General features: G+C 47.4%; 22 protein-coding genes. 12 read left to right on the top strand and 10 right to left on the bottom strand.

The features are described from left to right. Window positions 1–42: 42 nt before the first annotated feature. Together ACJJI0_RS05950 and phhA are read right to left on the bottom strand one after the other, a co-directional pair. On the bottom strand, window positions 43–519 hold the full coding sequence (locus tag ACJJI0_RS05950; RefSeq protein ID WP_252085749.1) for an Lrp/AsnC family transcriptional regulator: 477 nt from the start codon (window positions 517–519) through the stop codon (window positions 43–45). Between the two features lie 299 nt (window positions 520–818). Then, window positions 819–1,625 (bottom strand): phenylalanine 4-monooxygenase, encoded by an 807-nt coding sequence (gene phhA, locus ACJJI0_RS05945; RefSeq protein WP_252085750.1) that lies wholly within the window; start codon window positions 1,623–1,625, stop codon window positions 819–821. A 195-nt stretch (window positions 1,626–1,820) separates the two neighbouring features. On the opposite strand from phhA, the gene ACJJI0_RS05940 reads away from it, so the two are divergent. Then, window positions 1,821–3,245, top strand: a complete 1,425-nt coding sequence (locus tag ACJJI0_RS05940; protein ID WP_444885101.1) for a TyrR/PhhR family helix-turn-helix DNA-binding protein — start codon at window positions 1,821–1,823, stop codon at window positions 3,243–3,245. A gap of 6 nt (window positions 3,246–3,251) precedes the next feature. Here the strand turns inward: ACJJI0_RS05940 and ACJJI0_RS05935 are convergent, their stop codons facing one another. Further along, window positions 3,252–3,569 carry an Mpo1-like protein gene (locus tag ACJJI0_RS05935; RefSeq protein WP_252085752.1) on the bottom strand — a complete coding sequence of 106 codons (318 nt, stop codon included), beginning with the start codon at window positions 3,567–3,569 and terminating at the stop codon, window positions 3,252–3,254. A 141-nt stretch (window positions 3,570–3,710) separates the two neighbouring features. On the opposite strand from ACJJI0_RS05935, the gene ACJJI0_RS05930 reads away from it, so the two are divergent. Both ACJJI0_RS05930 and ACJJI0_RS05925 read left to right on the top strand, forming a co-directional pair. Then, the gene (locus tag ACJJI0_RS05930) at window positions 3,711–4,934 is read left to right on the top strand and encodes a CaiB/BaiF CoA transferase family protein (RefSeq protein WP_444885100.1); all 1,224 of its coding nucleotides are present in this window, start codon (window positions 3,711–3,713) and stop codon (window positions 4,932–4,934) included. A 179-nt stretch (window positions 4,935–5,113) separates the two neighbouring features. Beyond that, window positions 5,114–5,479 (top strand): VOC family protein, encoded by a 366-nt coding sequence (locus ACJJI0_RS05925; RefSeq protein ID WP_444885099.1) that lies wholly within the window; start codon window positions 5,114–5,116, stop codon window positions 5,477–5,479. A 285-nt stretch (window positions 5,480–5,764) separates the two neighbouring features. Here ACJJI0_RS05925 and ACJJI0_RS05920 read toward each other — a convergent pair whose 3' ends face one another. Together ACJJI0_RS05920 and ACJJI0_RS05915 are read right to left on the bottom strand one after the other, a co-directional pair. Further along, complete coding sequence (locus ACJJI0_RS05920; protein WP_444885098.1) at window positions 5,765–6,430, bottom strand: hypothetical protein; 666 nt, start codon at window positions 6,428–6,430, stop codon at window positions 5,765–5,767. After that, window positions 6,420–6,599, bottom strand: coding sequence for a hypothetical protein (locus ACJJI0_RS05915; RefSeq protein ID WP_444885097.1), 180 nt, complete (start codon window positions 6,597–6,599; stop codon window positions 6,420–6,422). Before ACJJI0_RS05915 ends, ACJJI0_RS05920 begins: the two co-directional genes overlap by 11 nt. Window positions 6,600–7,562: 963 nt before the next feature. Here ACJJI0_RS05915 and ACJJI0_RS05910 point away from each other — a divergent pair. The 8 genes from ACJJI0_RS05910 (at window position 7,563) to ACJJI0_RS05875 (ending at window position 19,610) form a co-directional block, all read left to right on the top strand. After that, window positions 7,563–8,960 (top strand): tryptophanase, encoded by a 1,398-nt coding sequence (locus tag ACJJI0_RS05910; protein WP_252085756.1) that lies wholly within the window; start codon window positions 7,563–7,565, stop codon window positions 8,958–8,960. 355 nt (window positions 8,961–9,315) lie between these two features. Further along, window positions 9,316–9,984, top strand: coding sequence for a TetR/AcrR family transcriptional regulator (locus ACJJI0_RS05905; protein ID WP_444885096.1), 669 nt, complete (start codon window positions 9,316–9,318; stop codon window positions 9,982–9,984). Window positions 9,985–10,011: 27 nt separating this feature from the next. Next, complete coding sequence (locus ACJJI0_RS05900) at window positions 10,012–11,370, top strand: efflux RND transporter periplasmic adaptor subunit (RefSeq protein WP_444885095.1); 1,359 nt, start codon at window positions 10,012–10,014, stop codon at window positions 11,368–11,370. Then, window positions 11,367–14,495: an efflux RND transporter permease subunit gene (locus ACJJI0_RS05895; protein ID WP_444885094.1), complete on the top strand. Its 3,129-nt coding sequence runs from the start codon at window positions 11,367–11,369 to the stop codon at window positions 14,493–14,495. The genes ACJJI0_RS05900 and ACJJI0_RS05895 overlap by 4 nt, the downstream gene beginning before the upstream one ends. A 612-nt stretch (window positions 14,496–15,107) precedes the next feature. Then, window positions 15,108–15,485 carry a BlaI/MecI/CopY family transcriptional regulator gene (locus tag ACJJI0_RS05890; RefSeq protein ID WP_444885093.1) on the top strand — a complete coding sequence of 126 codons (378 nt, stop codon included), beginning with the start codon at window positions 15,108–15,110 and terminating at the stop codon, window positions 15,483–15,485. A 22-nt stretch (window positions 15,486–15,507) separates the two neighbouring features. Then, complete coding sequence (locus ACJJI0_RS05885) at window positions 15,508–17,004, top strand: peptidoglycan DD-metalloendopeptidase family protein (protein ID WP_444885092.1); 1,497 nt, start codon at window positions 15,508–15,510, stop codon at window positions 17,002–17,004. A gap of 3 nt (window positions 17,005–17,007) precedes the next feature. Continuing rightward, the gene (locus ACJJI0_RS05880) at window positions 17,008–18,378 is read left to right on the top strand and encodes a M23 family metallopeptidase (protein WP_444885091.1); all 1,371 of its coding nucleotides are present in this window, start codon (window positions 17,008–17,010) and stop codon (window positions 18,376–18,378) included. Between the two features lie 356 nt (window positions 18,379–18,734). After that, window positions 18,735–19,610 carry an alpha/beta hydrolase gene (locus ACJJI0_RS05875; RefSeq protein ID WP_444885090.1) on the top strand — a complete coding sequence of 292 codons (876 nt, stop codon included), beginning with the start codon at window positions 18,735–18,737 and terminating at the stop codon, window positions 19,608–19,610. Window positions 19,611–19,718: 108 nt separating this feature from the next. Here the strand turns inward: ACJJI0_RS05875 and ACJJI0_RS05870 are convergent, their stop codons facing one another. The 3 genes from ACJJI0_RS05870 to ACJJI0_RS05860 all read right to left on the bottom strand — a co-directional run bounded on the left by ACJJI0_RS05870 (window position 19,719) and on the right by ACJJI0_RS05860 (window position 21,471). Then, window positions 19,719–19,988 carry a hypothetical protein gene (locus tag ACJJI0_RS05870; protein WP_444885089.1) on the bottom strand — a complete coding sequence of 90 codons (270 nt, stop codon included), beginning with the start codon at window positions 19,986–19,988 and terminating at the stop codon, window positions 19,719–19,721. A 174-nt stretch (window positions 19,989–20,162) separates the two neighbouring features. Further along, a complete protein-coding gene (locus tag ACJJI0_RS05865) occupies window positions 20,163–20,804 on the bottom strand; it encodes a hypothetical protein (RefSeq protein WP_252085765.1) in 642 nt (213 codons plus the stop codon). A gap of 292 nt (window positions 20,805–21,096) precedes the next feature. After that, window positions 21,097–21,471, bottom strand: a complete 375-nt coding sequence (locus ACJJI0_RS05860; RefSeq protein WP_444885088.1) for a hypothetical protein — start codon at window positions 21,469–21,471, stop codon at window positions 21,097–21,099. A gap of 600 nt (window positions 21,472–22,071) precedes the next feature. Between ACJJI0_RS05860 and ACJJI0_RS05855 the strand changes: the two genes are divergently transcribed. Then, a complete protein-coding gene (locus ACJJI0_RS05855) occupies window positions 22,072–24,033 on the top strand; it encodes a GMC family oxidoreductase (RefSeq protein ID WP_444885087.1) in 1,962 nt (653 codons plus the stop codon). 59 nt (window positions 24,034–24,092) lie between these two features. On the opposite strand, the gene asnS is transcribed toward ACJJI0_RS05855, so the two are convergent. After that, window positions 24,093–25,499 carry an asparagine--tRNA ligase gene (asnS, locus tag ACJJI0_RS05850; protein ID WP_444885086.1) on the bottom strand — a complete coding sequence of 469 codons (1,407 nt, stop codon included), beginning with the start codon at window positions 25,497–25,499 and terminating at the stop codon, window positions 24,093–24,095. A gap of 271 nt (window positions 25,500–25,770) precedes the next feature. Beyond that, complete coding sequence (locus ACJJI0_RS05845) at window positions 25,771–26,067, bottom strand: hypothetical protein (RefSeq protein ID WP_252085769.1); 297 nt, start codon at window positions 26,065–26,067, stop codon at window positions 25,771–25,773. Between the last annotated feature and the right edge of the window lie 92 nt (window positions 26,068–26,159).

The following is a 26,159-nucleotide window of genomic DNA, read 5'->3' as shown; positions in this document are numbered from 1 at the left end:
GTCTCATCATTATCCACAGATGGGCGAACAGCTAAACCCTTATCACTCCTGGTTTTCTGAGGGAATGGGCAGCTCAGTGGTGCTTTTGATCTGCTCCAGGGCGAAATTCGAAATGATATCGCTGATGCCTACGTGCCTGATCAACTCCTTGTAAAAGCGGTCATAGGCAGAAATATCGCTCACTACCACTCGCAGCAGGTAGTCGTAGTCCCCGGCCATTCGGTAACAATCCACCACCTCCGGTAGTTGTCCTACATGCTTTGAGAAGGCTTCTGCCCACTCCGGGGTATGCTGGTCGGTTTTTACCTGGGCGAACACCGAAACTGGCAGGCCCAGAATTTCCGCATTGAGCAGGGCGACCTTGCGGCGGATGATGCCGCTTTTTTCCAGCTTCTGCACCCGGCGCCAGCAAGGGGTCTTTGTGAGTCCCACACGCTCCGCCAGCTCCTCAATAGAAAGGCTGACGTCCGATTGCAGAATAGCGAGCAGGTGTCTATCAATCGCGTCAAGTGAGGACATAGTGCTACAGCGCTCCCTTGGCCTAGGGCCTTGTGTCCCTGTATCGAAGTAGAAGCCCTCACTGGCATTGCCCTGGCGGTGGTTTGATGTTCTGGGTGGTTAGAAGGCTGGCAGGTAGTTTGCCTCTTCCTTTTCCACCTGACGTAACGATAGGCTCATGGGAATTGCGCCGGTAGTGGAATTTTCCCCAAGTGCAACTTCAATGAGAGCACTTTGTGCAAATAGGAAGTGGATGCGGGTATTGAAAGGATATGGGAGAGAGAGTGCCGGGCGCTGTGGGAGCGCCTGGCAGATAACTTTTAGGCGGCATTCTTCGGCGGGAAGCGGGGCTCGAACAAACCAAGCTCAATGGCTTCGCGCACCATGGCCATCAGGTCAATTTCGGTAAGCTCCTGCAGCTGCTGCAAATTGTTCAGTACATAATAAACCGGCTGCACAATATCGATACGATAAGGCGTGCGCAGTGCGTCGATGGCGCTGAAGTCGAAGCGCTCTGGTTCATTACTCAGTGCATAGAGGGTTTCCTTGGGAGAGGAAAGGATACCGCCTCCGTAAATACGCAGGCCGTCTTCAGTGCTGAGCAGACCGAACTCCACGGTGAACCAGTAGAGTCTCGCCAGATAAGCACGCTCTTTAGGGGAGGCTTTTAGACCTAACTGGCCATATTTCTCAGTAAAGTTGGCGAAGGCCGGGTTGGTGAGCATGGCGCAGTGGCCAAAAATTTCGTGGAAGATATCCGGTTCCTGTAGGTAGTCGAATTCCTCAGGGGTGCGAATAAAAGTGGCAACAGGGAATTTGCGATCGGCGAGCAGGCCAAAAAAGGTTTCAAAGCCGATCAGAGCGGGTACACGTGCCACTTCCCAGCCAGTTTCCCGGCGCAGTACAGAGGAGATTTCCTCAAGCTGGGGGATGCGATCGCGGGGCAGGTCGAGCAGCTCAAGGCCGTGCATATACTCATCACAAGCGCGACCGGGCAATACCTCCAGCTGGCGCTCTATCAGGCGCTGCCAGGTTTGATGTTCCAGCTCGGTGTACTCAATAAAGCCCTCGGCGTTGGGCTCTCGGGCCACGTACTGGGTGCTCTTCTTGGCTGCTTCTTTTTTCATGATTTTGTCTCCTGCGGCCTGCCAGTCTCTCCAAGTGTTGAAGGCTAGTGGCCCTGCCGCTGAATCCTTGTTGTTATGTGTCTCCTCTATTTTTAGTCAGAGGCCTGCCTTTAGGGGAGGCTTAGCGTGGAGGTATTGCGCCCTCCAATACAAACCTCTTACACTTTTTGTAAAGAAAACTTTACAGGTGGGCTGGTGAGAGTCGAAATAACCTGCGCTAATCGTGTCGGTATTTTGCATGAAATTATGCAAATATTCGGCGAATATCGGATCAATGTAACCTCTGGGGAGCTGGGGGGGGACAGTGGAGATAAGGTCTACCTGTTGGCGCCAGGTATGCTCACAACCCAGTACCAGGCTATTGAGAAGTCTCTCTACCGTGTTCCCGGTGTCCAAAGGGTCAGGCGCATCTCGTTGCTACCCTTGGAACGGCGATATTTTGAACTGGATACCCTCTTACAGCATGTGACCGATCCAGTGCTCAGCGTGGACCATGCCGGCCGGGTTATTGCTGCTAACGTTGCTGCTGCGCGCGCCTTCGGGGTCAGTCTCGATCGGGTACCGGGTTTACAGTTACAGCGTTTTCTACCGTTGATGCAAGTGGCCGAGCTGCTGAGAGATTTTGCGGTGCCCCGTTTTGGGCTCCCAGTTGTGGTGCGGGGTCAAAATTTCCGAGTGGACTGGTCACCGATAGCCTTAGATAACACTGGTGATGTGGACTCTTTGGCCGGTGCCGTGTTGCGTATGCAACCTGCGGAGAAAAGTGAGTTTGCTGCAGGACTTCCACGCCCTGTGGCGCTGTGGGATTTTGATTTACGCCGGGAGACTTGCCTGCAACTGCAGGACCTCTCTGAATTGAATTCTCCTTTGCTGGTTTGTGGCGAGGCGGGGACCGGTAAAACTACTTTTGCCTGTGCGGTGCATTATTTATCACCCGCTGCTGCCCGTGCAGATTGCCACCGAATTGTGCCCCAGAATGGGAAAATGGAAATCCCCAGGCATCTGCGCTCAACTGGAACCTTAATTTTGGAGGATCTTCATCAGCTGGATGGCGAGGCCCAGCTGACAATCGCCCGCCGTTTGCGCTGCCTGCCACCTTCAATACGCTTAGTGGCCACTTGTTCCGAGCCTCGGTCATTGGTGCCGGCTCTAGCTCAGCACTTTAGTGCGCTCTCCTTGGTCTTGCCTCCTTTGCGCAATATGCGACCGGGGCTACCACGATTTGCTGAAACGCTCTTGCGACAGGAGTTCCCCGATCAGGAGGCGCCTGTTTTGGCGTTGGAGGTGCTCGAACTGATTCGCCGTCATGACTGGCCGCAAAACTTTAATGGTTTACGTGACTACCTGGCAGCTGCCCTGGGCAGCTGTAAACGTCGTGGCGCCAGCACAATAGATATTGAGGACCTTCCGGACTTAACCGTGCCGGCGAGTTTACCCTGGCGGGAATGGGGCAGGGGGCTCAGCTACAAAGAGATGATGGAGCAGCTGGAGCGATCATTACTCAGTGAATTGTTGGTGGGGCGCTCCTCTACTAGAGAGCTAGCCAAGGAGTTGGGCATTTCCCATACCGCTGTGGCCAACAAGCTGCGTAAATACGGCCTGTCGGCCCACAAAAAATAGGCGAGTTCAGCGTTCAATACGCCCCAACAGCATATCCTTAAACATCACAAAGTCCCCCATAAAACTATAAAAGGGGTACTTAAAGGTGGCAGGTCGATTGTGTTCAAAGAAGAAATGCCCAATCCAGGCAAAACCATAACCAGCCAGCGGTGTAGCGGCAAACCACAGCATATTGCCTGTGCTGATCGCTGCGATCACGGTGGCAAATACGAGGCTGGTACCAATAAAGTGCAATCGTCGGCAGGTTAGATTGCTGTGCTCTTGCAGGTAGAATGGGTAAAAGTCGCGGAAAGATTCGAATTTTTGGGCTTCTATAGCAGCCATGCTATGCCTCCTTATTTTTATTGCTCCCGCAGTGTAAGGCCAATTCAATAGTCTTCCAAGCTGGGCGCATATCGGGAATATCTGTTAGTCTGCCGCAAAAATTTTCGGGGATGCACCCCGTATTAGTGAAACGAGGAAGTTATGGCAGGACCGCTCGCGCATCTCAAAGTACTCGATCTCAGTCGTATTCTTGCAGGCCCCTGGGCCGGACAGGTTTTCGCCGATTTTGGCGCCGAAGTGATTAAGGTGGAGCGCCCTGAGCGCGGTGATGACACTCGTCACTGGGGCCCTCCCTACCTCAAAGACGCCGAGGGCAATGACACCGCCGATGCTGCGTATTACCTGAGCGCCAACCGCGGCAAGAAATCGGTCACGGTGGATATCACCACTGAAGCCGGCCAGGACTTGATTAAACAACTGGCTGCCCGCTGCGATATTCTTCTGGAGAACTACAAGGTAGGTGGCCTAAAAAAATACGGCCTGGATTATGACGCTATCAAGGCCATTAATCCTGGAGTGATTTATTGTTCCATTACCGGCTTCGGTCAAACCGGCCCCTATAAAAACCGCGCCGGCTACGATGCCATGATTCAGGGGATGGGCGGATTGATGAGTATCACTGGTGTGCCCGAAGGGCAGCCAGGTGCCGGGCCGCAAAAAGTGGGGGTGGCCGTTGCCGACCTGATGACTGGCATGTATGCGGTTTCCTCGGTGCTTGCTGCTGTAGTGCACCGCCAGCAGACGGGAGTGGGGCAGCATATCGATCTGGCCCTGCTGGATACCCAAGTGTCTTGGCTTGCTAATCAGGCCCAGAACTACCTCACCTCGGGCAAAAGTCCCGAGCGCCAGGGCACAGGCCACCCCAATATCGTGCCTTACCAAGCTGTGCCCTCGCAAGACGGCTATTTTATGTTGGCCGTTGGCAACGACGACCAGTTCAAGCGTTTTTGTAAGATCGCGGGTATAGAACAGCTTGCAGAAAATCCCGCTTATATCAGTAATTCCTCACGGGTAATAGCCCGCGATGAGCTGATCCCTCAAATTGAGAATGCCACCCGCAAGCAGAACTCTGCCTGGTGGTTGGAAAAACTCAGCGAAGCCCATGTGCCTTGCGGACCGATCAATACTCTCGAAGAGGTCTTTGCCGATCCACAGGTGCAAGCGCGAGGTATGGTGGTGGAGCAGGATCACCCGCAAGCCGGCAAAGTAAAAACTGTTCGCAACCCGGTACTCTTTTCCGAATCTGCCCTCGATTACCAGCAGGCTCCACCGGTATTGGGTGAGCACACCGAAGAAGTACTGCGCGAGTTACTGGGAAAAGATGAGCAGCAAATTAACCAACTGCGCCGCAACGGCGTCGTGTAGTTAATACCTGGGCCCGGCAAACATATTTTACTGGGCTTAAATCACAATATTGAGTCAGATTTAACTGGGGAGGCAAGGAAGCCCGGCTCTTAAGGCATGCTGTGAATAGATCGTGATTGGCTCGTAAACGGTTTATTTTTTGCCTATATCTTATAAAGGAAATAGCACAGGGAAGCGTTATGCAATTGGACCATTTCAATATCACTGCACCTTGGAGTCAACTGCTGCAGGTGCGGGACTTCTATACAAATGTTCTTGGTCTTATAGAGGGAGAGCGACCAAACCTTAAAAGCAACGGATTTTGGCTTTACGGTAATGGCAAACCGATTGTCCATCTCATGGAGGGAGAAGTCTCTGAGCAACAAGCTACAAAGCCCTATTTGGACCATATGGCTTTCCTCACCGAGGATCTTCAACCGATAAAACAACAGTTGGATTCGATGGGTGTTGCCAGCGAGCAAAGGGATGTACCGGGCCGTAATCTAAGGCAGTTGGTATTTTTTGATCCGGTGGGGATCAAGGTGGAAGTGAATGCGCTGGTTTAGGTGGTTAAAGACCCGCTAAAAGGCTTTATGTTACTGATCTGAGATGTTCAACCTGACATTGGAAGAGCTTATCAGTAGTTATCATCAGTCGGCTGGGAGCAACAGGTTTGTCAACGTTGTTGTCGCTCAGCATGATCAATTGGAAATTTATAGAGCTGTTGGTTTTAGACTTTTCCATTTCTGGATAAAGAGTATAGATATGGAAGTGACTTTGAAGGAGTATTGTAAAATAAATCCAGCAAAGCCACTCATTTCCACTTTTAGAGTATTAGGGTTTAACTAAAACTATTGGTGGTTACGGTAAGCTTCCTCGAGCAGATGCTGGAGGGGGAATTCCGCGGTGGGGAATTCGTTGCCGCGCTCGTCTTTTGCGAGTACATGAATGAAGTGTTCATCCCCTTCAGGACCAGAAGTTGTAGATATGTTGAGTTTGTATGGCGCAGCAAATTTAGCTTCATTGTTAGCCATAGGGATCGGGATATATAGCTTTGCTTCCCCGTTTCCAAACCATAGTGAATCAATAACGATGACACTCTCATGGTTGTTGTTTGGGTTCGCCGCTATCTTGTCGTTTAGTGATAATCTGAGCCTGTTCCCGTCGAGAGTAAGAATTTTAATATCAGTGACTTTTCCTGGGGTTACATCAACCAAGCGACCTCCGACATGAAATAATGGTTGTCCTTGGTTTCCTGGTTGATTTGCACCGATAAAACTCTCTGCTTCAGATACAAAGCCGTCAATGTAAATATTCTGATCGCTAGAATTTTGAAAATCTACACCATGCACTTCAATGTTGAGTTGGCGGTATACCCAGGTGTTGCCAACTGTGGCCCGGTGTAATCCATCAGTGGAGTTGAAATTCCTTACGGATAATTTGGACGCATTGGGGAAGTTTACATCTAGCGAGGTTATCACAGCGGGAGATGAAGGATCTGCTTGATCAATGATCAATGATCAGTGTTGCAGAGTTGGCTCCATTTAAGTCGAGGCCTGGATACTGTAATGAGGCATTAGATGAAGTAATATCTTGAATTTCGTATTTGAAGGTTTTTGCTTGTGCTTCAAAGGCAATGAAGGCTGCAGAAATAGCTGCTGTTACTAAGGCATATTTAGGAAACATATCAATCTACTGCTTAATAATTGTATTTTTTCACCAAGTGATGCTGAAGGTCTAAATAGTGAGGTTATTGGCCTGCCCACTTGATGTGTTAAATGTCACACTTTGAAATAGTGTCTCTTGAAAAAAAGAGCCTTAAATCTTGAAGTGTGAAAGAAGTTGTGAGAATTTTCAGTTTTTTCAAGCGATTGATCGCTTGAGGCAAAATATCTGAATTAATTTATCCCTCCGTGATTAAAATTATCCGATAATTTTTGGTGAGCTTACAGTACGGTTTTAAATAAGTAAATAAAGCTGGCTTCAAGGTGTGCACTGTATTTGGTACTGTAATTCCATATTTGTTAGTCTTTTGCTCTTTTAAGGTTCAATTATAATTAGATGAGCTTGAGTGAATGTGCTTCGTTATTTTGGCAGAGTAGAAACGTGTATGAATATTCATGCGAGTGAGTATGCTTTTACGGTGAGTGGGTTTAGGTAGGGCCTAGCAATGTGGCTACGATGAGCCCCGTCCGTGTTGGTTCGCTTTTGGGTTTACGCTGTTTCGATGGACCTTCCATTACTCAGAGAGGCTTTGAAGAAATGGCCGAGATGGATCCAGTTAGAATGTTAAAAGTTGGCGCACCTGGCTACCCAGAAGTTGATTTTTAAATCACTGGCGGCGTTATTACTTTGGCAGGGTAAGTAGCTAAGATTTTTCTTTGCAACTGTTCTATCACCAGCAATCTTTTTCATGTTTGGTATAGATGCCTATAAAAAATCGTCAAAACCATATATGTAGGGTTAGTCAACGCTACTAGTATCTTGATACCCTCTATGCCCTTCACAGGTAAGGCAATCCTACTTCCAATCACTTCTCATTCGCACATTTACCACTTCATCTGTACTATATCCGCGTTAAAAACAGCATGCAGTGTGACTGAGTCAATAATTCAGTTCACGCTGTCAGGATTGATAAGGAAAATAATGATGAAGCGTATTCCTGAGCCATTCCGGATTAAGATGGTTGAGCCGATCAAAATGACCACTTTGGCCGATAGAGAGAAGGCTCTGGCGGAAGCTGGTTTGAACCCTTTCTTGCTGCGCAGTGATGATGTCTATATTGATCTGCTAACAGATTCTGGCACTGGGGCCATGAGCGATAACCAGTGGGCCGGTTTGATGTTGGGGGATGAGTCTTACGCAGGTAGCCGCAACTATTACAACTTGTGCCAAGCAGTGGAGCACTTTTTTGGTTATAAATTAACCGTTCCCGCCCACCAGGGCCGTGGTGCTGAACAGATCCTGTTTCCCGCTCTGATTGAGCGTATGCGCCAGGTACGTGGTGGTACGACACCAGTCTTTATCTCCAACTATCACTTCGATACCACCGCGGGCCATATTGAGTTGAATGGTGGCAAAGCGGTTAATGTGTTGGACAAGCGGGCCTTTGATACCTTAACGGCTTATGACTGGAAAGGTAATTTTGACCTGGATCTTTTGGTCGAGACCATTAAGGAGCATGGGGCGAATAATATTTGTGCAATTATCACCACGGTAACTTGCAATAGCTCGGGTGGCCAGCCAGTTTCCATGGCGAATATGCGCGCAGTATATGAGATAGCCGCGAAATACGATATTCCAGTAGTGATCGATTCGGCACGTTACTGTGAGAACGCCTACTTTATCAAGCAGCGCGAAGAAGGTTATCAGGACAAGTCGATCCTGGAGATTATTCGCGAGATGTATCAATACGGCGATATGCTGACCATGTCTGCCAAGAAAGATCCGATGGTGAATATTGGTGGCCTATGTTGTATCCGTGATCATGAGGAGCTTTTCCAGGCGGTGCGTACCCGCTGCGTACCTATGGAGGGCTTTGTAACCTACGGGGGCATGGCGGGGCGTGATATGGAAGCATTGGCGCGGGGTCTCTATGAGGCCGCCGATGAAAATTTTCTGCAATACCGCATCAGCCAAGTAGCCTACTTAGGTGAGCGTTTGCGCGAGGGTGGGGTGCCCATTCAGTCTCCAACAGGTGGCCATGCGGTGTTTGTCGATGCGGCTAAGATTCTGCCGCATATCCCACCAGAGCAATTCCCCGCACAAGTTTTAACTAACGCGCTGTATCTGGAAGCGGGTATCCGTGCGGTGGAAATTGGCTCCTTATTGTTGGGGCGTGACCCGGAAACCGGTGAGCAGAAGAAGGCGGATTTGGAATTGATGCGCCTGACGATTCCGCGTCGTGTATATACCAATGATCATATGGACTATATTGCTGATGCGATTATAGAGCTGCAGAATCGAGCACATGAATTGAAGGGGCTGACCTTTGAATATGAGCCGCCAGTGTTGCGACACTTTACGGCTAGATTTAAGTCTCTGTAAGTAATGGATGGCTCAGGAAATTTCTTTAGGTTTTTTCTGCTGAGTCATTTACCTCCCTAAGAGGGCCCTTCGTGGGCCTTTTTTTGTTTTTGCCTGAAGTTCTGACCTGCTACCACGCGCTGGCTTTTTCTTTCCCTGTCCGTTGGCGATAAATGTACCCAGGTGCTAAAGGCTGCTCCCCAGTTTTCTAATGAGCCAAGGGCTCCTGGAGTGACGGGGCAGTCTGGCAGTACTGTTTGTGTGAGTGCCTCGGAGAGCCTCTTTGTTTTGTGACTTATTAGTCTGCTTTTCATCTTGTATTCCCGGCAAATATCCAATTTAATTAATCATGTGATTAATTAAATTGGATATCAAGTTGACTAACACCACACCCAGTCGTGGCCGTGGACGGCCCAGGGACCCGGAGCGTGAAAGGCAGGTACGCGAGTCCCTGATGCAATCTGCCCATAGACTTCTTCGTGAGAAAGCGTTTCGTGATATCTCAATTCGTGAGATCGCTCAAGGTGCTGGGGTAAATTCCGCCATGATCAGCTATCACTTTGACGGTAAAGAAGGGCTGATTATCGAGGTTATACGCGGTCAGTTTATGCAGAGTGGCCCGGCATTTCTCACTATGAGTCTGGGGGATAAGGAGCCCAGTCTAGAAACCCTAAGGGATGCAATGGCTCGTATTATCCGCCTTTATATCCGTGAGCCCTGGATACCTCGTTTTATTGTGGGGGAGGTGGCCTCCAAGCCTGGTCGAATGCGCGATTTATTCACCGATAGGCTGGCATCTGTACTGGGCCCTATGTTGCGGGAGCTCTTACAAGCGCTTCAATGCGCCGGCCACCTACGTCCAGATTTAGATATTAATCTTATGCCGATTTCTTTTGTCAGTTTGGTTGCATTCCCCTTTATTGCGGGGGATCCCTTCAAGGAGATTTTCTCTTTTAGGTTGGATGAAGAAACCAGCGATAAGTGGATTGACCACACCGTTAAGTTGCTGCTCCATGGAGTGGCCAATAACGCTATAGCCGAGTAACAGTCGAATATTGGGAGATTGGTGGTGATGAAAAAGGTCCAACTACAGAAACTGATGAATCGCCGCCTGGCGCTTCCTATTCTTGTTGCCGTTGGTATTTCTCTTTCAATGGCATTGGTCATGAGTAAGAGCCCGCCCAACCACGATGTGCAGGATGCACTGATCACCCCGGTAAATGTTGTGTTGGTGCAAGAGCTGCCGCTACGTGCCCAAGCAGTAGCTTACGGTGAAGTGAAACCCAGCACCTTTCTTGAAGCCAATGCTGAGGTGAGTGGTCGGATAGTCTACACGGCGCCGGAGTTAGAGAGTGGAAATATTATTCCTGCCGGCACCCTGGTATTGAAAATTGATGATACTAGCTACCAATTAGCCTTGGCGAGGGCTGAAAGTGATTTGGCAGCTAACCGTGCTAATTTGCAGGAACTCAAGGTGGAGGAGGTCAATAGCCAACGCTCTTTGGAGATTGCCGAACGTACGTTGAAGCTGGGTGAGAAAGAGTTAGAGCGCAAGCAAACGTTAGTGGCCAAGGGCACGGTTTCTCGCTCAAGTGTGGATGTCGAAGAGCAAAATGTGCTGCGCCTGCGTCAGGAAGTGCAAAACCAAACCAGTCAGCTCTCCTTATTTCCAACGCGCCGCAAGGTAATCGAGGCCCAGATTGCGCGCTCTGAGGCTCAAGTGCGGGATAGTAAATACAGTCTGGAGCGTACCCAGGTAACCTTACCCTTCGATGCGCGTATTGGTGAGGTCCATGTAGAGGAAAATCAATATGTGGCAGGCAATGCGCGCTTATTCGATGCCAGTGGTCTGGATCAGGTGGAAATTGCCGCTGAGCTTCCCATGCTTCATGTGGCGCCACTGTTGCGTAATCTCAGGCCAGGCAGTGACCTTGTGCCAGCGCCAGAAGAGCTTCCCAAAATACTATTGGGCTTGGAGGCGCGGATCACTCTGGTTGGTGGGCCTGGAGACAATGAGTGGAAGGGCCAGGTCGTACGTTTGGGAGGGGCCCTCGATAGTACCAGTCGTACGCTTTCAGTAGTGGTTGCCGTAGACGATCCCTATGGCGAAGCCCTCGCCGGAAAAAAGCCGCCGCTGTTTCGAGGCATGTATGCTCGTGTTGAATTAATAGCACCCTCCGCTCCAGCCCTAGCCATTCCCCGCCGGGCCTTGCATGAGGGTAGGGTGTATCTGGTGGAGAATGGCAAGTTACGCCTGCGGCAGGTGCAGGTGGATTACCATCAGGGCGATACTACGGTAATTCGTGCAGGCCTGTTGCCCGGTGAGCAGGTTATTGTCACCGATGTGATACCGGCGATTGATGGTATGGACGTGTCTGTGAGCAGCGGCCAGCAGGCCGTGGTGGTGAATACTGGAGGTACACTGCAGTGATTCGTTTTTTTGCCGCACACCCCACCGCAGCGAACCTGTTAATGGTTGCACTCATGTTGAGCGGACTGTTTGTCCTACCCAGTATGAAGCGCGAAACCATGCCGGAAATCGATAAATTCGAAGTGCAGGTTTCCGTCCCCTATGCCGGTGCCGCCGCTGCTGAGGTCGAAGACAGTATTTGCCTTCCTTTGGAGGAGGCCACTGACGGTATCAGCTTTATTGATGAGCGCCTGTGTGAAGCTAAGGATAATCTCGGGCTGATGACCCTGAAAATGCAGGAAGCTGGAGATATGAACCAGTTTGTTGCGGATGTGGAGTCTTCGGTTGATAGCATTGATTCGCTGCCAGCAGAGAGCGAGCGCCCGGTAGTCAAGGAAATGGGGCGCACTCAAGGCGTTGTCAGTATTGCTATCAGTGCCGATCTGCCATTGCCACAATTGAATCAATTGGCGGAACACTATCGCCGCGAATTACTGCGTGACCCAGCCATCCCTATAGTGCGTATCTCGGGCTTCTCAGATCATCAGCTGCAGATCGAAATATCCGATTACAACCTGCGCCAGTACGGGCTCAGTGTGATGGAGTTGGCCAATATTATTGATCAGCAAGCCATTGATATGCCTGCCGGCAAGGTATCCACACCTGATCGTGAATATCAGCTGCGTTTTACTGAAGAGCGCCGTAACGTAGAAGAGTTGGAAAATCTTGTAGTCCTTAAAGGCGAAGATGGTGCCGAAGTGCGCCTTGGCGATATCGCGAAAATTTATGATGGCTTTGAGCTGGCGGAGGACAAGATTATTTTCGATGGTCATCGCGCAGCCTTGCTCAATGTAGAAAAAAACAGTGTGGATGATAGCCTGCGTGTACTGGAAGCTGTGCGTGCTTTTGTCGATCGTGAAAGTGCGAAGTTGCCCGAGGGGATCAAACTAACCCTTACCCAAGACAGCGCCTCCATCGTTGCCGATCGATTGCAAATGATTATCTCCAATGCCTGGCAGGGCCTGATTCTGGTCGCCCTAGCGCTGTATCTTTTCTTTAGTGGTCGCTATGTATTCTGGGTGGTGATGGGACTGCCGGTATCCTTTCTAGGCTCCTTTGCCCTGATCACCGCCATGGGCGTATCCATCAATATGATCAGCTTGGTAGGTTTACTGATAGCTATCGGTATTTTGATGGACGATGCCATAGTACTTTCAGAAAGTATTGCCAGCGAACATCGCGATGGCCGCTCCCCATTAGAGGCTGTAGTGAAGGGGACCAAGCGCGTTGCCCGTGGAGTCCTGTCTTCTTTTGCAACCACAGTGATGGTATTTGGTGGGCTGATCTTCATTAAAGGGGATATGGGGCAGGTGCTTAAAGTGCTGCCGATTGTCCTGATTTCAGTATTAATTGTTAGCTTGTTAGAAGCCTTCTTAATTTTGCCTGCACACTTGCGCCATGCGCTTGAACACAAAAGCCGAACACCCGCTTGGAAGAAGGCTTTTGCCAAACGCTTTGAGGGCTGGCGTGAGAGTGTGGGGCGTGCGGCAGATTGGGCCGTTAAATACCGTTACGCCTTTGTTGGTGGGGTGCTCGGTCTATTCTTCTTGACTGTAAGTTTGTTGCCGGCTGGGATTGTGAAGTTTCAGGGGTTTCCAACTTTGGAGGGCGATTTGCTGCAAGCTCGCATCCTAATGCCTCAGGGTACCTCCTTGCAGGATATGGAAAAACTGGTCGATAAACAGTTAGATGCTCTTGATTTAGTAGCCGCTGAATTTTCTGAAAGGGAAAGCGCTCCTCTCGTCAATCACGCAAGTGTAACCTTTGGTGTCAATGGTGATGCCTTTGAAACTGGACCCCATGTGGCAACGATTAATGTCGACTTACTGGCTGCGGAAGGGCGTAAAACCAGTTTGGATGAATTGCGCCATGCTTGGCGTGAGGCTGCAGGTGAAACCCCTGGTGCGATCGCGATTCTTTATAAAGAACCAGCCTTAGGTCCCGCGGGCCGTGCTATTCACATACGCCTCAGCGGACTGGAGCTGGATCAGCTGAAAGAGGTTTCTATTCGCTTGCAGAATTGGCTGCGAGGATACGACGGTGTAGTGAATGTGGTGGATGACCTACGTCCAGGCAAGCCGCAATTAAACATAAAAATGCGTGAGGGTGCCTACGCATCTGGCCTGGATGCCAGTAATGTTGCCAACCAGTTACGCGCGGCTTATCAAGGAATGGAGATTGATGAGATTCAGTACCGGGGAGAAACCTATGAGATCCAAGTGCGTATGGATGCGGATTCCCGTGGAGCCCTGAGCCGTTTTGATGAACTGGTCATTATCCATCCTGTTACCAAGCAGCGCGTCCCTTTGATTGCCATTGCCGATGTTGAGATGAATCGCGATTACGCACGGATTCAGAGAATAGATGGTGAACGAGTAGTAAGTGTATTTGCCGACGTCTTCACTGAGAAAGCTAATGCGGGCCAGGTGCTTGGGGATACCCAAGAGAAATTCCTCGCTGAACTTAAAAAAGAATTTCCCGGTCTTCGTGTCGATATGCAGGGAGAGATTAAGAACAGTGAAGTCACAGGTAAGTCCATCGGCAGCGCCTTGTTGGTCGGTGCTATTGGTATCTACCTGATATTATCTTTACAATTTCGCAGCTATGTAGAGCCCTTAATTGTATTGGTCGCCATTCCACTAGCGTTGATCGGCGTTATCTGGGGCCATCTAATTATGGGACAGAATATGTCTATGCCAAGTATGATGGGCTTTGTCTCTCTTGCCGGTATTGTGGTGAATGACTCCATCCTATTGGTGGAATTTGTAAAACGGCGTGTACGCGAGGGTATGGATGTTCATAGTGCTGCAAGCCAAGCCAGTCGCGACCGCTTCCGCGCAATCTTCTTGACCTCCCTTACAACCATCGCTGGTCTTTTGCCCCTACTGTTTGAAACAAGCTTGCAAGCCCAGGTTTTGGTACCCCTGGTAACCAGTATTGTATTTGGAATCAGTAGCTCAACGGTGTTGATCCTTTTGGTGCTGCCGGCGCTTTATGGAATTTTGGAGGACTTTGGGTTTACGGAAAACCTGGAGGAGGGAGACACGGCAGGTTCGCATCAGAAAGAAACACTTGTTGTGGCCTAGTTAATCCTAGACTTGAAGAAAGTCGTATGATCTTTCATGCGGCTTTCTTAATCAACTTTGTGCTTGGTGGGTCTAGGCGTTCGACCAGTTTTATTATTTTTACCGCTTGAACCCATATTGAAGTGTAGTGAGCAGTCTCGGTATGAGTCATGCTGACCTATTCAGCTTGATAAGAAGATGCATTGGATTGTCAGTGAAGCTGTCGTTGGAGTGGCTGGAAAGCAGAATATGAATATAAGTACCTATACACTCTCTGCAGGTTCTGCAGCGGTTTTCTGATTGAATTTGAATCCGGACTCCCTGGCAAAGTGGTTAACTAAGGTTTATCCAAAAATTCCTGTGCGTTTTTGCTAATGTTTGATTTATAGCTAGGCCTCCCAGACTATCCACTCTTTCTAGCCTAATTCCACTTAATTACTAGATGACGGCTTACGAATCTTCGTACTTGGTTGTTATCAATTTTGGTTTAGTTCCCACCATTTATTGCTGAGCAAAAAATCATCGGGGGATGAAGACCGGTAGAGCCATCTACTATTTGACGGCGTGCGACTCTTGTCGCATACTTGCCCTAGGTGTAGCGAAAATGCGATTAACGTCACGAGAAGAAAATAAATGAGAGAAGCCAAACCCTCCCCCTCAGAGCTTACTTTGCTAAAGGCACTCTGGAAGCAGAGTCCACTAAGTGCAAGAGAATTGCATGAAGAGGTGAAATCAGAACTCTGCTGGTCCTATTCATCCACCAGGAAAACGTTGGATAGAATGCGGGATAAGTCTTTTGTGATTCAGTCTGAAGTACACGGCATTCAAGTCTATAAGGCAGCTCTTGAAAAGGTCGAAACACTTGCACAATATGCCACAGACTTCGCCTCGCGGGTTCTTGAGCTGGATGGTCCGCTTCCTATAGCTATGTTTGCTAACAGTAAATTAATGGATGACCAAGACCTGGAAGAGCTACAGGAAATGTTGAATGCTTGGCCTGAAGCAGACTGAATCGGGGAGGCTGTGAGATTATATGCAGGAATTACTATCCTCGTTGTCATTCTTTACGCCCAATCTTTTTGTTACATCCATATTTTCCGTAATTTGGGCATGCTTCATTTATATCACTGTAAGAGCAATAACCTCTCTGGCCAGTTTTAAGTCTAGGCGTGTTACTAGCTGGCGTAGCTTTTGGGTGTGTGTTTTATGTGTGATTAGTCTGCCATTTTTTCTTGCGCAATTATTGGGTTTCTTTTCAACGGGCTTGGTGCCTGAATTTAGATATGATCTTACGCCTCCAGAGGCGGCTTTTAGTTATACAGTAATTGAAAGTGCTCAGCTGGAGAATAAAACACTAACTTTGAATTATATCGACATTCTAACGGGCTCCTGGATGATTTTGTATCTTGGCGGGGTATTACTAAGCCTGATAATGATGTTTAGAAGGCATAGTCGATTGGTTAAAATGCTGGATATTGCTAATGAGGTGGACCTCAAGCGACAAGTTGCCAGTAATCTGCTAACCAGTAAGCAGTCTGATTACCTGTCTAAAAATAATGTAAAACTAATTGTTACAAAGGCTCAGTGCTCACCCTTCGTTTTTGGTTTGCTTAACTTGAGGCTCGTTTTGCCTGGTTATCTAATATCGATGGATGCCAAGGAAAGGCAATTAATTATGGAGCACGAATTAACCCATATAAGAAGGCGAGACCCCTTGCTTATTATGGTTGCCCATGTTTTGGTGAGTTTTTTATGGTTCATTCCATTTGTTAGGTGGGCTAAAGAGCAATTGTTATGGGCTATTGAGCTATCCTGCGACCGAGAAGTATTAAAATCCTCCGAAATAGGAAGTGGAAGAGTATATGCCCAGGCAATGCTGCGAACATTACAGCTGTGCTCTGGGCAAACCAGCTGTAAGGGTGTTGCTGCCTTTTCAGTATTTGAAGAGGCTAATCAGTTAACTTTTTTTAAAAAGAGAGTGGTGAATATCAGGGAGGCTGCTTGTGAAAGTTCTGAGCTTAATAGATTGGTTTCAGGGATCTTTAGGGGAGCACTTGTATTTTTTACCATATTTCTAATATTTTTTGGAGTTTTTGTAAATTCTAGCTTTTCAATCGCTAGCTCTAAAAAAGAAACATGGATAGCCCCGGTTGAAGGTGCACGTATAAGCAGTCAATTTGGAGGTTTAGAGGAGTTCAGAAGGAAACCTCACCTTGGTACGGATTTCGCAGCTCCGCTGGGTTCGCCAATAGTTTCTGTTGCTAGTGGAATTGTTGTTGTTTCAACTGATCAGTACAAACATAGAAATTACGGAAAGATAATTATTGTTGATCATGGAGATAATACACAGACACTTTACTCGCATTTAGATTCTCGGGAGGTGAGGGTTGGTGAAAATGTGAAAGCCGGACAAAAGATTGGAACAGTTGGTGTTACCGGGAAAGTAACAGGTCCTCATCTTCATTTTGAGTTGATTGAGCAAGGTGAAAGAGTTGATCCGGAACATTTGCTTGCATTGTGGCTTGGTTGAGATATGAAAAAGTGTCTAGTTGGAAATGCTGATTCTGAAAGAATACCGTTTTCTTTTGGCAGAATTACTCTTAAATTGATTTATATTCTAATGATGGTACTGCTATACCCAAAGGTACTTCAGGCAAAGTCATTTGATCAGAAAGAGAGTGTCTTTAAGCTTAATGAAGATGTTCTGTCTATATTTTATTTGGCAAAAACGGATAGGTTCTATTTGAGGGTGGAAAATACTCAAATTGATGAGTCTGAAATGGGTGGTGTACCCCTTGTTACCAATAAATATGACCGAATAAAGTCCGTATCGCTTGCTAAAAATCAGGGTTTGTTATCCTTGCTTATTGAAAACTCCGTTGGTAATAAAGATGCATATAGAGTCATACAGCTTTTATCTGAGCACTTTGATGTCAATGCAATACCAGTGGGGAAGGTTTTTCAATTAACTTTTGATGAGCAATCACAGTTTCAAAGTATTGGGGTGAAATTGGCATTTGCTGAGAGTCTAGAGATTAAGAAATCTAGTCAAAAACTCATCGTTTTCAAGAAGAAAAACCCAACTACTTTGCAAAAACATTATGTGGAAGGTGAGATTGCAGGTAGCTTATATAAGTCTGGTCTACAGCTTGGTCTGAATAATGCGATACTGACTAAGCTGAATGAAATTTTAAGTTACGAGATAGATTTTCAGCGTGAGATTCGTTCAGGTGATCGCTTTTCCATCTTTTATAGTACTTTGCGGGATGATATAGAGGGTGATGAAGTTTTCAATGCAATACATGTTGCTAAGATTTCTCTAGAAAGTGATTCCGTTTCCCTTTATCGCTATCAAGATCGTGAGTCAGGCGTTGTTGATTACTTGGATCCTAGTGGAAAAAGCTCAAGAAGCTTCCTCATGAAGACTCCGCTAAAGAATGCACGTCTATCATCATATTACGGCAGACGTAAACATCCAGTATTGGGGTATACAAGAATGCATAATGGCCTTGATTTTGGTGCTCCATCAGGTACACCAATACTTGCTGCTGGAGATGGCACTATAGAAAGGGCCTCTTACTTTGGTAGCTTTGGAAATTATATTCGCATTGCCCATAAATCGGGCATTCAAACTATTTATGCGCACCTTAAAGGTTATGCCAAGGGTATCAAGGCCGGTATGAAAGTGAAGCAAGGGCAGGTGATAGGTTATCTCGGGGCTACAGGTAGGGTTAAGGGGCGGCATTTACATTATGAAATTCATAAAAATGGTAAAGCAATAGATCCACTTAGATTAGATCTTCCTACTTCTGATCGTTTAACAGGAAAAAGTTTGGAGCGTTTTTATGAATTTGTTGAGGCGGTAGATGAAACCTTAAGGGTCTACAAGGCACTTAAAAGCTGAAAAATTATTTATTTGTTTGAGCTAGGGGCCCAGTATAAATGATAGAGCATTTTTTCTATCTTATGTGGGCGGCAGAGCTTGAGCTTAGCTGTACTGCATGTTTGGTTCCGGTAGTGATCGTTTATTAATAATGAGAGTAGGAAAGCAGAGGCCTGAGATTTACCTTTGAGTGAGATAATGGTCTCGGTTGGATATAAAAATCTAAACTCCTTACTTGTTGCCAGGTAATTTCTTATTTTCGCTTCTATGCCGCATGTCTCTCATATACCTGTGGTAATTAATGCTTTTATGATCTGATTGCTATTTGGGTAGGTAAAGGTTTTTGGGGTATAAAAGTAAACTCTGAGGAGTAGGGTGTGTATAAGTTAAAATGTATTGTAGTCGTGTTATTCCTATATTCCGTTCCTGTGCTGGCTGAAGAGCTTGTTGTTCCCAAGCCTGGAGCTTTTGAGCTAGATAGTTCTGAGGTTTTTACAATTCATTCAAAAATATTAGGGCGAACATATGATTTATACATTAAAACGCCTGCTGGGTATTATGATGATTCTCAGAGTGATCGAACTTATCCCACCCTTTATCTAAATGATGGCCCTTATACTTTCAAAGTCGCTGCAGGTGTGACACATCTGAAAAGTATGAATAAGGCGATTGTAATCGGTATCTCTTTTGCGCAAGGGGAGCTGGGACAGTTTAGTCGAGTGCGGGATCTTACCCCGGTGGTTGATAAAAGTTGGAGGCGCTACAAGACCGGCGGTGCTCCAGAATATCTTAGGTTTATTGAGGGAGAGGTTATCCCGTTTGTAGAGAAAAATTATCGTGCAAATCCTGTAAAAAGAATCTTGGCTGGTCATTCTTTAGGCGGGTCATTTGGAGCCTGGGTATTGTTGAATAAGCCGGATCTGTTTTCCAGTTATATTCTCACTAGTCCATCGCTTTGGTATAAAAATGAAATGATTTTTGATATTGAGGAGGCGTATTCAAAAAGGAATAAATCATTAAGTGCAAATATTTACCTTGCAACTGGTGCTCTGGAGACTAAAGAAAACGGGGGGATGAATCATGACATGGTGGGCGGTCACAAGGCCTTTGTTGGGCGTTTGCGTTCACGAAATTATCAGGGTATGTCTCTCAATGATGAGGTGGTAAGCGGGGCTGATCACTATTCAACCTTTCCAATTGGCTTGGCAAAAGGTTTAAGGTGGCTTTATCAGGATCAGTGGAAGATGCACTAATGCATCACGACATTGAATTTAGGTAAGTTCTTTGATCATCTGCTCATAGTAAATAGGTGAAACCTAAGTAGTGGAGGGTACCTTGGTGTGTATATGAAGCTAGTCTTTTTATAGCATTTCGGTATACCAAATCTTAGGTGTACCTATGACTTCAGCCTCTTTTCGGGAGTCATGTAACTCGTTACTGTTCACGAATGCTTCAGCTTTCTCCTTGGAGGTGAATTCATGAATCACGGTCACATTATTGGGGCTGCCTATTTCTTGATACACTGATGTATTTGTACTGCCCATTCGCTTTAAAATTGGCATGAAGTCTATAAGGACTCCCTGCCATTTATCAAAATCTTTCACTGAGGCCTGCATAAAGAGGTAAACCATTAGATATTCCTCAAGCAGTGGTTATTAGGGGGCGTCTGGACTAACTATAGCATCGAACACTTCTCTTCGATGTGGTCAGTTAGAGGCCCGGCAAAAGAGAACAGAACTTGCCTAACTCTTCGCCGGGTTATAGATGCAGGTGCCTTGATAAAGAATTTATCTTATAGCCAGATATTAGTTCATCACACCAAGCTTACAGCCCTTGTTTTTAATCTTAACCCATTTACTCATAAAGTTAACTGGTGATGTGTAGGCTTCATAGATTACCGCTTGTCCCCAGGGAGTTACTGCACCTTGCATAGGTTTTGAATAGGAGAAGGCCCCCATTACCCAGGCACTCTTGGTAACGCAGTCTCCACTTGTGGGAAAGCTGGAGGTAAGAGTTGGGTTGTGGTTATAAACAAGATTGGTGGCGTTCAAGAGCTGTTGGGCTCTATTTACAACAGTTGCTACTTCGGTATTTGTAGCAGGGTGTACATAGATAGTGATGTCATTTGCTGAGCTTGGGTAGAACATAACATCATTTACAGTCCCATGGGTTTCACCAGTGGCAGAGTTTTGTGCCCAGGTTTGCCAGCTGCTGTCGCAGACTTCGTCCCAGCTCTGTAATCCGTTGGCGTCCACAACAAATGGTGATACATGTCCACCGCCTATGGTCTTCTTAAAATTACTAAATGACGTTAGGGTTTTACCTGCTTGTATCATAACACCTATACAACGCATATTGGCTTGAGGTACTCCCAGAGCGGTGCTCAGATCGGCGAGCATGTCATTGCAACTGGTAGCAGTAGTGCGACTCCGGACTTGATTGGGCATAGCGTATTCTCCTTCAATATAGGGGGTTGTTTCTATTGGGTTCTTTTTAAGGTGGTTTTTTAAGGCAAAACGAATTGATGTTGATTTAAATCCGTAGTTATTTTCAAAAGGAACGTTTAAGTGGCCACTTCTTTAGTATTACTTACAGTTAAGGTAAATTAAAAGAGAGTGGATTAAATAAAATCTTCAGGGAAAAGCCTTTTTTAATTTTTGCCTACAGTATTATTTAGTAAGTCTGTAGGCTGTAAAGACCTTCGATTGTTATTGGTTTGCTTGCTTGTGTTTAATAGCACTAAATGGCTTTATCGGCTCTTTTGAAAAGAGTTATTGCTTTCAGAGACATTTCTTTCAGCAGTTCGATAAAACGTGTTGCTGTCATATTTCTTTCAGGGGAAATGTAATATTGCCCAGGGCCTTGTTCAGTAATTCTTAGGCCGTTTGGAGGGGTTGTTCCGGCAGGGAAGCGACAGACCCATCCGATGAGCGTTGATTGATTAATGCTCTCTTGGTCGAAGATTCTTATTCCTTTTCCGTTTGCAATAACGATGCTGATATTATTTAGAAAGGTAGTATCCAGATTAGATGTCAGCATATTGACATCCTGCTCTCTGGAATAACCAAATTTTGGTAAGGAATTGGAGTCAATATAGATTTCTCTGAGGGACATCTCTTTCTCCCTTTTAAAACCAATTTGGCCATTGGTCAATAGCTGTTGATAGTTGCTAATTCAGAAGCTTTTTATCTTCTCTACTTTTTTGAAAGCAGAAGTGTTTTTTTTAATTTTTTTGCTTCTTGACTTGAATCATAACTGTGGCTTGGTGTTTGGCGCAACAAGTACGATTGTTTAACTGTTATATTTTATAAAATTCGATAATTGGCGAGTGTAAAGTTCACACTAGTTCACATTTTGTCGCCTTTTGTAACTCCGGGGGAGTTCAACTCGTAAGTTAATCAAAAATTCCAGTTTATGAGGGTAATGGCTTTGATAGAGACGTTGTTGGAGAAGGTTCTCTTGGGGTTGGGGTTGGGGTTGGGGTTGGGGTTGGAGTTCTGGGTGGTGAAAAGGCTTAGTTTGTTATAACTCATTGTGCTGACATTTTGCGATGCTCGTTTTAAAACGAGATTTTACTGGTTGCTTAAAAATATGTTCTAGATAGGCTTGAAAAGCTTTAGAGTTAAATAATTAGTATTGGTTTTTTAGATTGTATCTGTTTCATCCCTTAGCGTGCGTCGTGCAGCCTTTAAAACATTAGAGCGAATAACTAATATGGATAAGAAGAAAACGCCGGAGAAAAAAAATCATCTAGCAGGCATTGACCGAAGAACTTTTACCAAGCGCGCCCTTCAAATGGGCTTGGCAGCAGGTGCTGTTGCTTCTGGGTTTGGCTCTGCATTTTCGGGTAGTTCAAATCAGTTTTATGATGTTTATGATTACGTAATTGTTGGTTCTGGTGCGGGAGGGGGTCCATTAGCGGCAAACCTGGCAAAGGCGGGCTTTTCGGTATTGGTGCTTGAGGCGGGGGCCAATGACCCTAGTGATGACACACATAATATTCCCGCTTGGCACCCTTTTGCGTCAGAAGACCGCAAGCTGAGCTGGGATTTCTTTATTAAGCATTACGCGGATTTTAATCAACAACAGCTGGATGATAAGTATATTCCAGGTAAAGGTGTTTTATATCCGCGGGCTAGTACTATAGGGGGCTGTACGACACACCATGCGCTGATTACTGTCTATCCCCACAACAATGACTTTGACCGTATTGCTCAAGCGACAGGAGATAGTTCTTGGGGCAGCAGCAATATGCGGCGATATTTTGAGCGGCTTGAGCGATGCCAATATGTTTCCCGTCCAATTTTTTCGAACCCCTCTCGCCATGGTTTTGATGGATGGCTTCCTACTAACAGAGGTAATCCGGCTTTGCTGTTGGAAGACCCGGCAATATTAAAAATCGTCAAGGCAGCATTGGCGAAATACGGACTGGAGGGGGCCCTTGAACAGATTATTTCTGGAAACCTACGCTTAGATATCAATCACTGGGATGTGGCCTCAGGAGAGGAGGGGCCTTTTATTGCCCCGATGGCTGCAGATAGCAGAAGTCGTCGCAAGAGCGTACGGGAGCACCTTTTGGATACCCAGAGTCGCTATCCAAACCTGTTACATATTCGCACCAATGCGCTGGCAACAAGGGTGATGTTTGAAGGTAAAACGGCTATTGGGGTGGAGTTTATGGAGGGGGCGAACCTCTATAAGGCTGACCCTTATCACGATGATGCCAGCTCCATTGGTACTATGCGGCAGGTGAGGGCGAGTAGGGAGGTGATTCTTTCGGGAGGGGCATTCAATAGTCCTCAGCTGCTGAAATTATCCGGAGTGGGTCCAAGCCAAGAGCTTTTTCAGCACGGAATTGATCAGATAGTTGACTTGCCGGGTGTAGGTGAAAACCTGCAGGATCGCTACGAAGTCGGCATTGTTAGTGAGATGACCGAGGATTTGGCCCTTCTCAAGGATTGTACCTGGGGCGAGCAGGGTGACCCCTGTCTGAATCGATATCGCTACGGTTGGCTGAATAAAGGCCCCTACAGTGGCAATGGTCCAGTACTGTCTTTGGTGAAGCGCTCCCACCCCGACCTACCAGATCCTGATTTGTTTATTTTTGGAGCGCCCTCTGATTTCCACGGTTATTACCCCGGTTATTCTCAGGCGCTAAGGGATTACAAAGATCGCTTCTCCTGGATCGTACTTAAAGGTCATGCTAACAATACGGCTGGGCGGGTAACTTTGCGCTCTGCCAATCCGCAGGACACCCCAGAGATTAACTTTCACTATTTTGATGAGGGTAGTGGTGATTATGAAAAAGACTTACAGGCCGTAGTCGAGGGTGTAAAAATATCCCGGGATATTATGTCGGCCCCTATCGTTGGCCAGCAGGTAGCCAGGGAGTTATTGCCCGGTGGAGATGTGCAGACCGATGAGCAAATCGGCCAGTTTGTTAAAAATCAGGCATGGGGTCACCACGCTTCGTGTTCCAATAAAATGGGGCCAGCCAGTGATCCAATGGCAGTAGTGGATAGTAAATTCCGGGTACATGGCACCAATAATTTACGAGTGGTGGATGCTTCGGTATTTCCACGTATTCCGGGCTTCTTTATCGTGGTGCCGGTGTATATGATTAGTGAAAAAGCTAGCGATGATATTATTGCGGCGGCAACGGGCCAGATTGCCTGATAGGACCTTGCTAAACCCAGGTTGATAAAGAAAAAGCCCCGCAGAGCGGGGCTTTTTAATTAGAACGAGATGTTCTTTGGTGTGCGCGGGAAGGGGATAACATCGCGGATGTTACCCATGCCAGTTACGTAAGACACGATGCGATCGAAGCCCAGACCAAAGCCTGCGTGAGGCACTGTGCCGTAGCGGCGCAGGTCGCGATACCAGTCGAGGTGATCTTTGGGGATGTTCATTTCATCCATGCGTTCGTCGAGCTTCTCAAGGCGTTCTTCACGCTGGGCACCGCCGATAATTTCACCGATACCCGGTGCCAGTACATCCATGGCGGCTACAGTTTTACCGTCATCGTTCATACGCATATAGAAGGCTTTGATATCCTTCGGATAGTTCAGAACAATCACTGGCTTCTTGAAGTGTTTCTCAGCCAGGTAGCGTTCGTGCTCAGAGGCCAAGTCTATGCCCCAAGAGACGGGGAATTCGAACTTCTCTTTACAGTTTTCCAGGATTTCGATGGCATCGGAGTAGTTGATGCGAGCGAAATCATTCTCGATGATGTTCTCCAGGCGGCTGATGGCCTCTTTATCGATGCGCTGGGCGAAGAAGGCCATATCGTCGGCACGTTCCTCCAGTACGGCTTTGAAGATGTACTTCAGCATTTGCTCAGATAGATCAGCAACATCGGCCAGATCGGCAAAAGCCACTTCCGGCTCTACCATCCAGAACTCAGCTAGGTGGCGAGTGGTGTTGGAGTTCTCCGCACGGAAGGTGGGGCCAAAGGTGTAAACCTTGGATAGGGCCAGACAGTAGCTCTCAACATTCAGCTGGCCAGATACGGTGAGGAAGCTCTCCTCGCCAAAAAAGTCCTTGCTGTAATCGATAGCGCCTTGCTCATTGCGTGGCAGGTTTTCCATATCCAGAGTGCTGACCCGGAACATTTCGCCGGCGCCTTCACAGTCAGAGGCGGTGAGAATGGGCGTGTGTACGTAGTTAAAGCCGTTCTCGTGGTAGAAGCGATGAATCGCCTGAGCGATACAGTTGCGAACTCGAGCCACCGCGCCGCTGACATTAGTACGGACGCGTAGATGTGCGTGTTCGCGCAGGTGCTCCATGGTGTGGCGTTTGGGGGACATTGGGTAGGTGTCCGGGTCTTCTACCCAGCCGACCACTTGAACTTCAGAAGCTAACAATTCGATCGATTGGCCCTTGCCTTCTGAAGGCTTGACGGTTCCAACAATATCCACTGCACAGCCTGTGGTCAGGCGCTGTACTTCAGACTGGTAATTGTGCAGATGATTCTCGGCAATGACCTGAATAGGGTCAAAGCAACTGCCGTCGTGTACTGCCAGGAAAGAAAGACCGGCTTTGGAGTCGCGACGGGTTCTGATCCAGCCCTGTACGCGAACTTCTTCGCCCTCACGGCCGGTGGATTTTAATAGGCTATCTACGGATTCGACTTTTACTGTCATTTTCTATCGGTTTCTCGCTAGTCCTGAAGGTGGTGTTCTGCCGGCTTGCCTAAAAGCTGACCACGCCACCAAGGTGAAGTTACGGCGGGCATATTGACCTGTTGCTGAGGGGAAATCCAGTCCCTTGGCAATTTGGAAGCTTGCCGGGAGAGCGGGCCTATTTGGGTGGCGCCATTGAAAAGCATCAGGATTGTGTGGGTAAAGCGCTTGGCGGCTTGCGGAAAGAGGGAGTGGGGCCTGGATTCGATACCTGCCCCAAAATCGCACGGGCCTAGCCGCGCGGCTTCTTCACCGTGTGCAGTACTGTGTCTCGCTCAAAGAAGACATAGAAGTCGTTGTATTCCCAGCGGGTGATAGCGGGCTCGCCGACGGGGCCCATAATACTGAGGGGCTCACCAAGGCGTGTGCTGATATCGTTTTTCTTCATGCCGCGAGCTTCACCAAAGGACAGCTCTGCGCCCTGGGAGCCCACAGGAATCTCCAGGGTTTTTGCCTGGGCGCCAAATGCCAAAAGAAGTGCCACGGTACCAGCGATCTGGGCCACTCCGTTGCGATTTCTGCTGAACATTTATTGTTCTCCGATTTAGGTGTTCGAATACGCCGGGCCATTAAAACAGAAAAAATGCCAAAACACTTGGACTTCTTCACGTTTTTATACCG

This window comes from Microbulbifer mixtoriginis (SeqCode) (assembly GCF_052466695.1).
This window is presented reverse-complemented; position numbering and strand designations above follow the sequence as displayed.

Excerpts from the sequence above, each read along its gene's own strand:
- ACJJI0_RS05930 (WP_444885100.1), top strand. The coding sequence starts at position 3,711 with ATGGCAGGACCGCTCGCGCATCTCAAAGTACTCGATCTCAGTCGTATT.
- asnS (WP_444885086.1), bottom strand. The coding sequence starts at position 25,499 with ATGACAGTAAAAGTCGAATCCGTAGATAGCCTATTAAAATCCACCGGC.
- phhA (WP_252085750.1), bottom strand. The coding sequence starts at position 1,625 with ATGAAAAAAGAAGCAGCCAAGAAGAGCACCCAGTACGTGGCCCGAGAG.
- ACJJI0_RS05870 (WP_444885089.1), bottom strand. The coding sequence starts at position 19,988 with ATGGTTTACCTCTTTATGCAGGCCTCAGTGAAAGATTTTGATAAATGG.
- ACJJI0_RS05855 (WP_444885087.1), top strand. The coding sequence starts at position 22,072 with ATGGATAAGAAGAAAACGCCGGAGAAAAAAAATCATCTAGCAGGCATT.
- ACJJI0_RS05935 (WP_252085752.1), bottom strand. The coding sequence starts at position 3,569 with ATGGCTGCTATAGAAGCCCAAAAATTCGAATCTTTCCGCGACTTTTAC.
- ACJJI0_RS05860 (WP_444885088.1), bottom strand. The coding sequence starts at position 21,471 with ATGTCCCTCAGAGAAATCTATATTGACTCCAATTCCTTACCAAAATTT.
- ACJJI0_RS05890 (WP_444885093.1), top strand. The coding sequence starts at position 15,108 with ATGAGAGAAGCCAAACCCTCCCCCTCAGAGCTTACTTTGCTAAAGGCA.
- ACJJI0_RS05900 (WP_444885095.1), top strand. The coding sequence starts at position 10,012 with ATGAAAAAGGTCCAACTACAGAAACTGATGAATCGCCGCCTGGCGCTT.
- ACJJI0_RS05885 (WP_444885092.1), top strand. The coding sequence starts at position 15,508 with ATGCAGGAATTACTATCCTCGTTGTCATTCTTTACGCCCAATCTTTTT.
- ACJJI0_RS05925 (WP_444885099.1), top strand. The coding sequence starts at position 5,114 with ATGCAATTGGACCATTTCAATATCACTGCACCTTGGAGTCAACTGCTG.
- ACJJI0_RS05880 (WP_444885091.1), top strand. The coding sequence starts at position 17,008 with ATGAAAAAGTGTCTAGTTGGAAATGCTGATTCTGAAAGAATACCGTTT.
- ACJJI0_RS05865 (WP_252085765.1), bottom strand. The coding sequence starts at position 20,804 with ATGCCCAATCAAGTCCGGAGTCGCACTACTGCTACCAGTTGCAATGAC.
- ACJJI0_RS05915 (WP_444885097.1), bottom strand. The coding sequence starts at position 6,599 with ATGTTTCCTAAATATGCCTTAGTAACAGCAGCTATTTCTGCAGCCTTC.
- ACJJI0_RS05910 (WP_252085756.1), top strand. The coding sequence starts at position 7,563 with ATGAAGCGTATTCCTGAGCCATTCCGGATTAAGATGGTTGAGCCGATC.
- ACJJI0_RS05845 (WP_252085769.1), bottom strand. The coding sequence starts at position 26,067 with ATGTTCAGCAGAAATCGCAACGGAGTGGCCCAGATCGCTGGTACCGTG.
- ACJJI0_RS05950 (WP_252085749.1), bottom strand. The coding sequence starts at position 519 with ATGTCCTCACTTGACGCGATTGATAGACACCTGCTCGCTATTCTGCAA.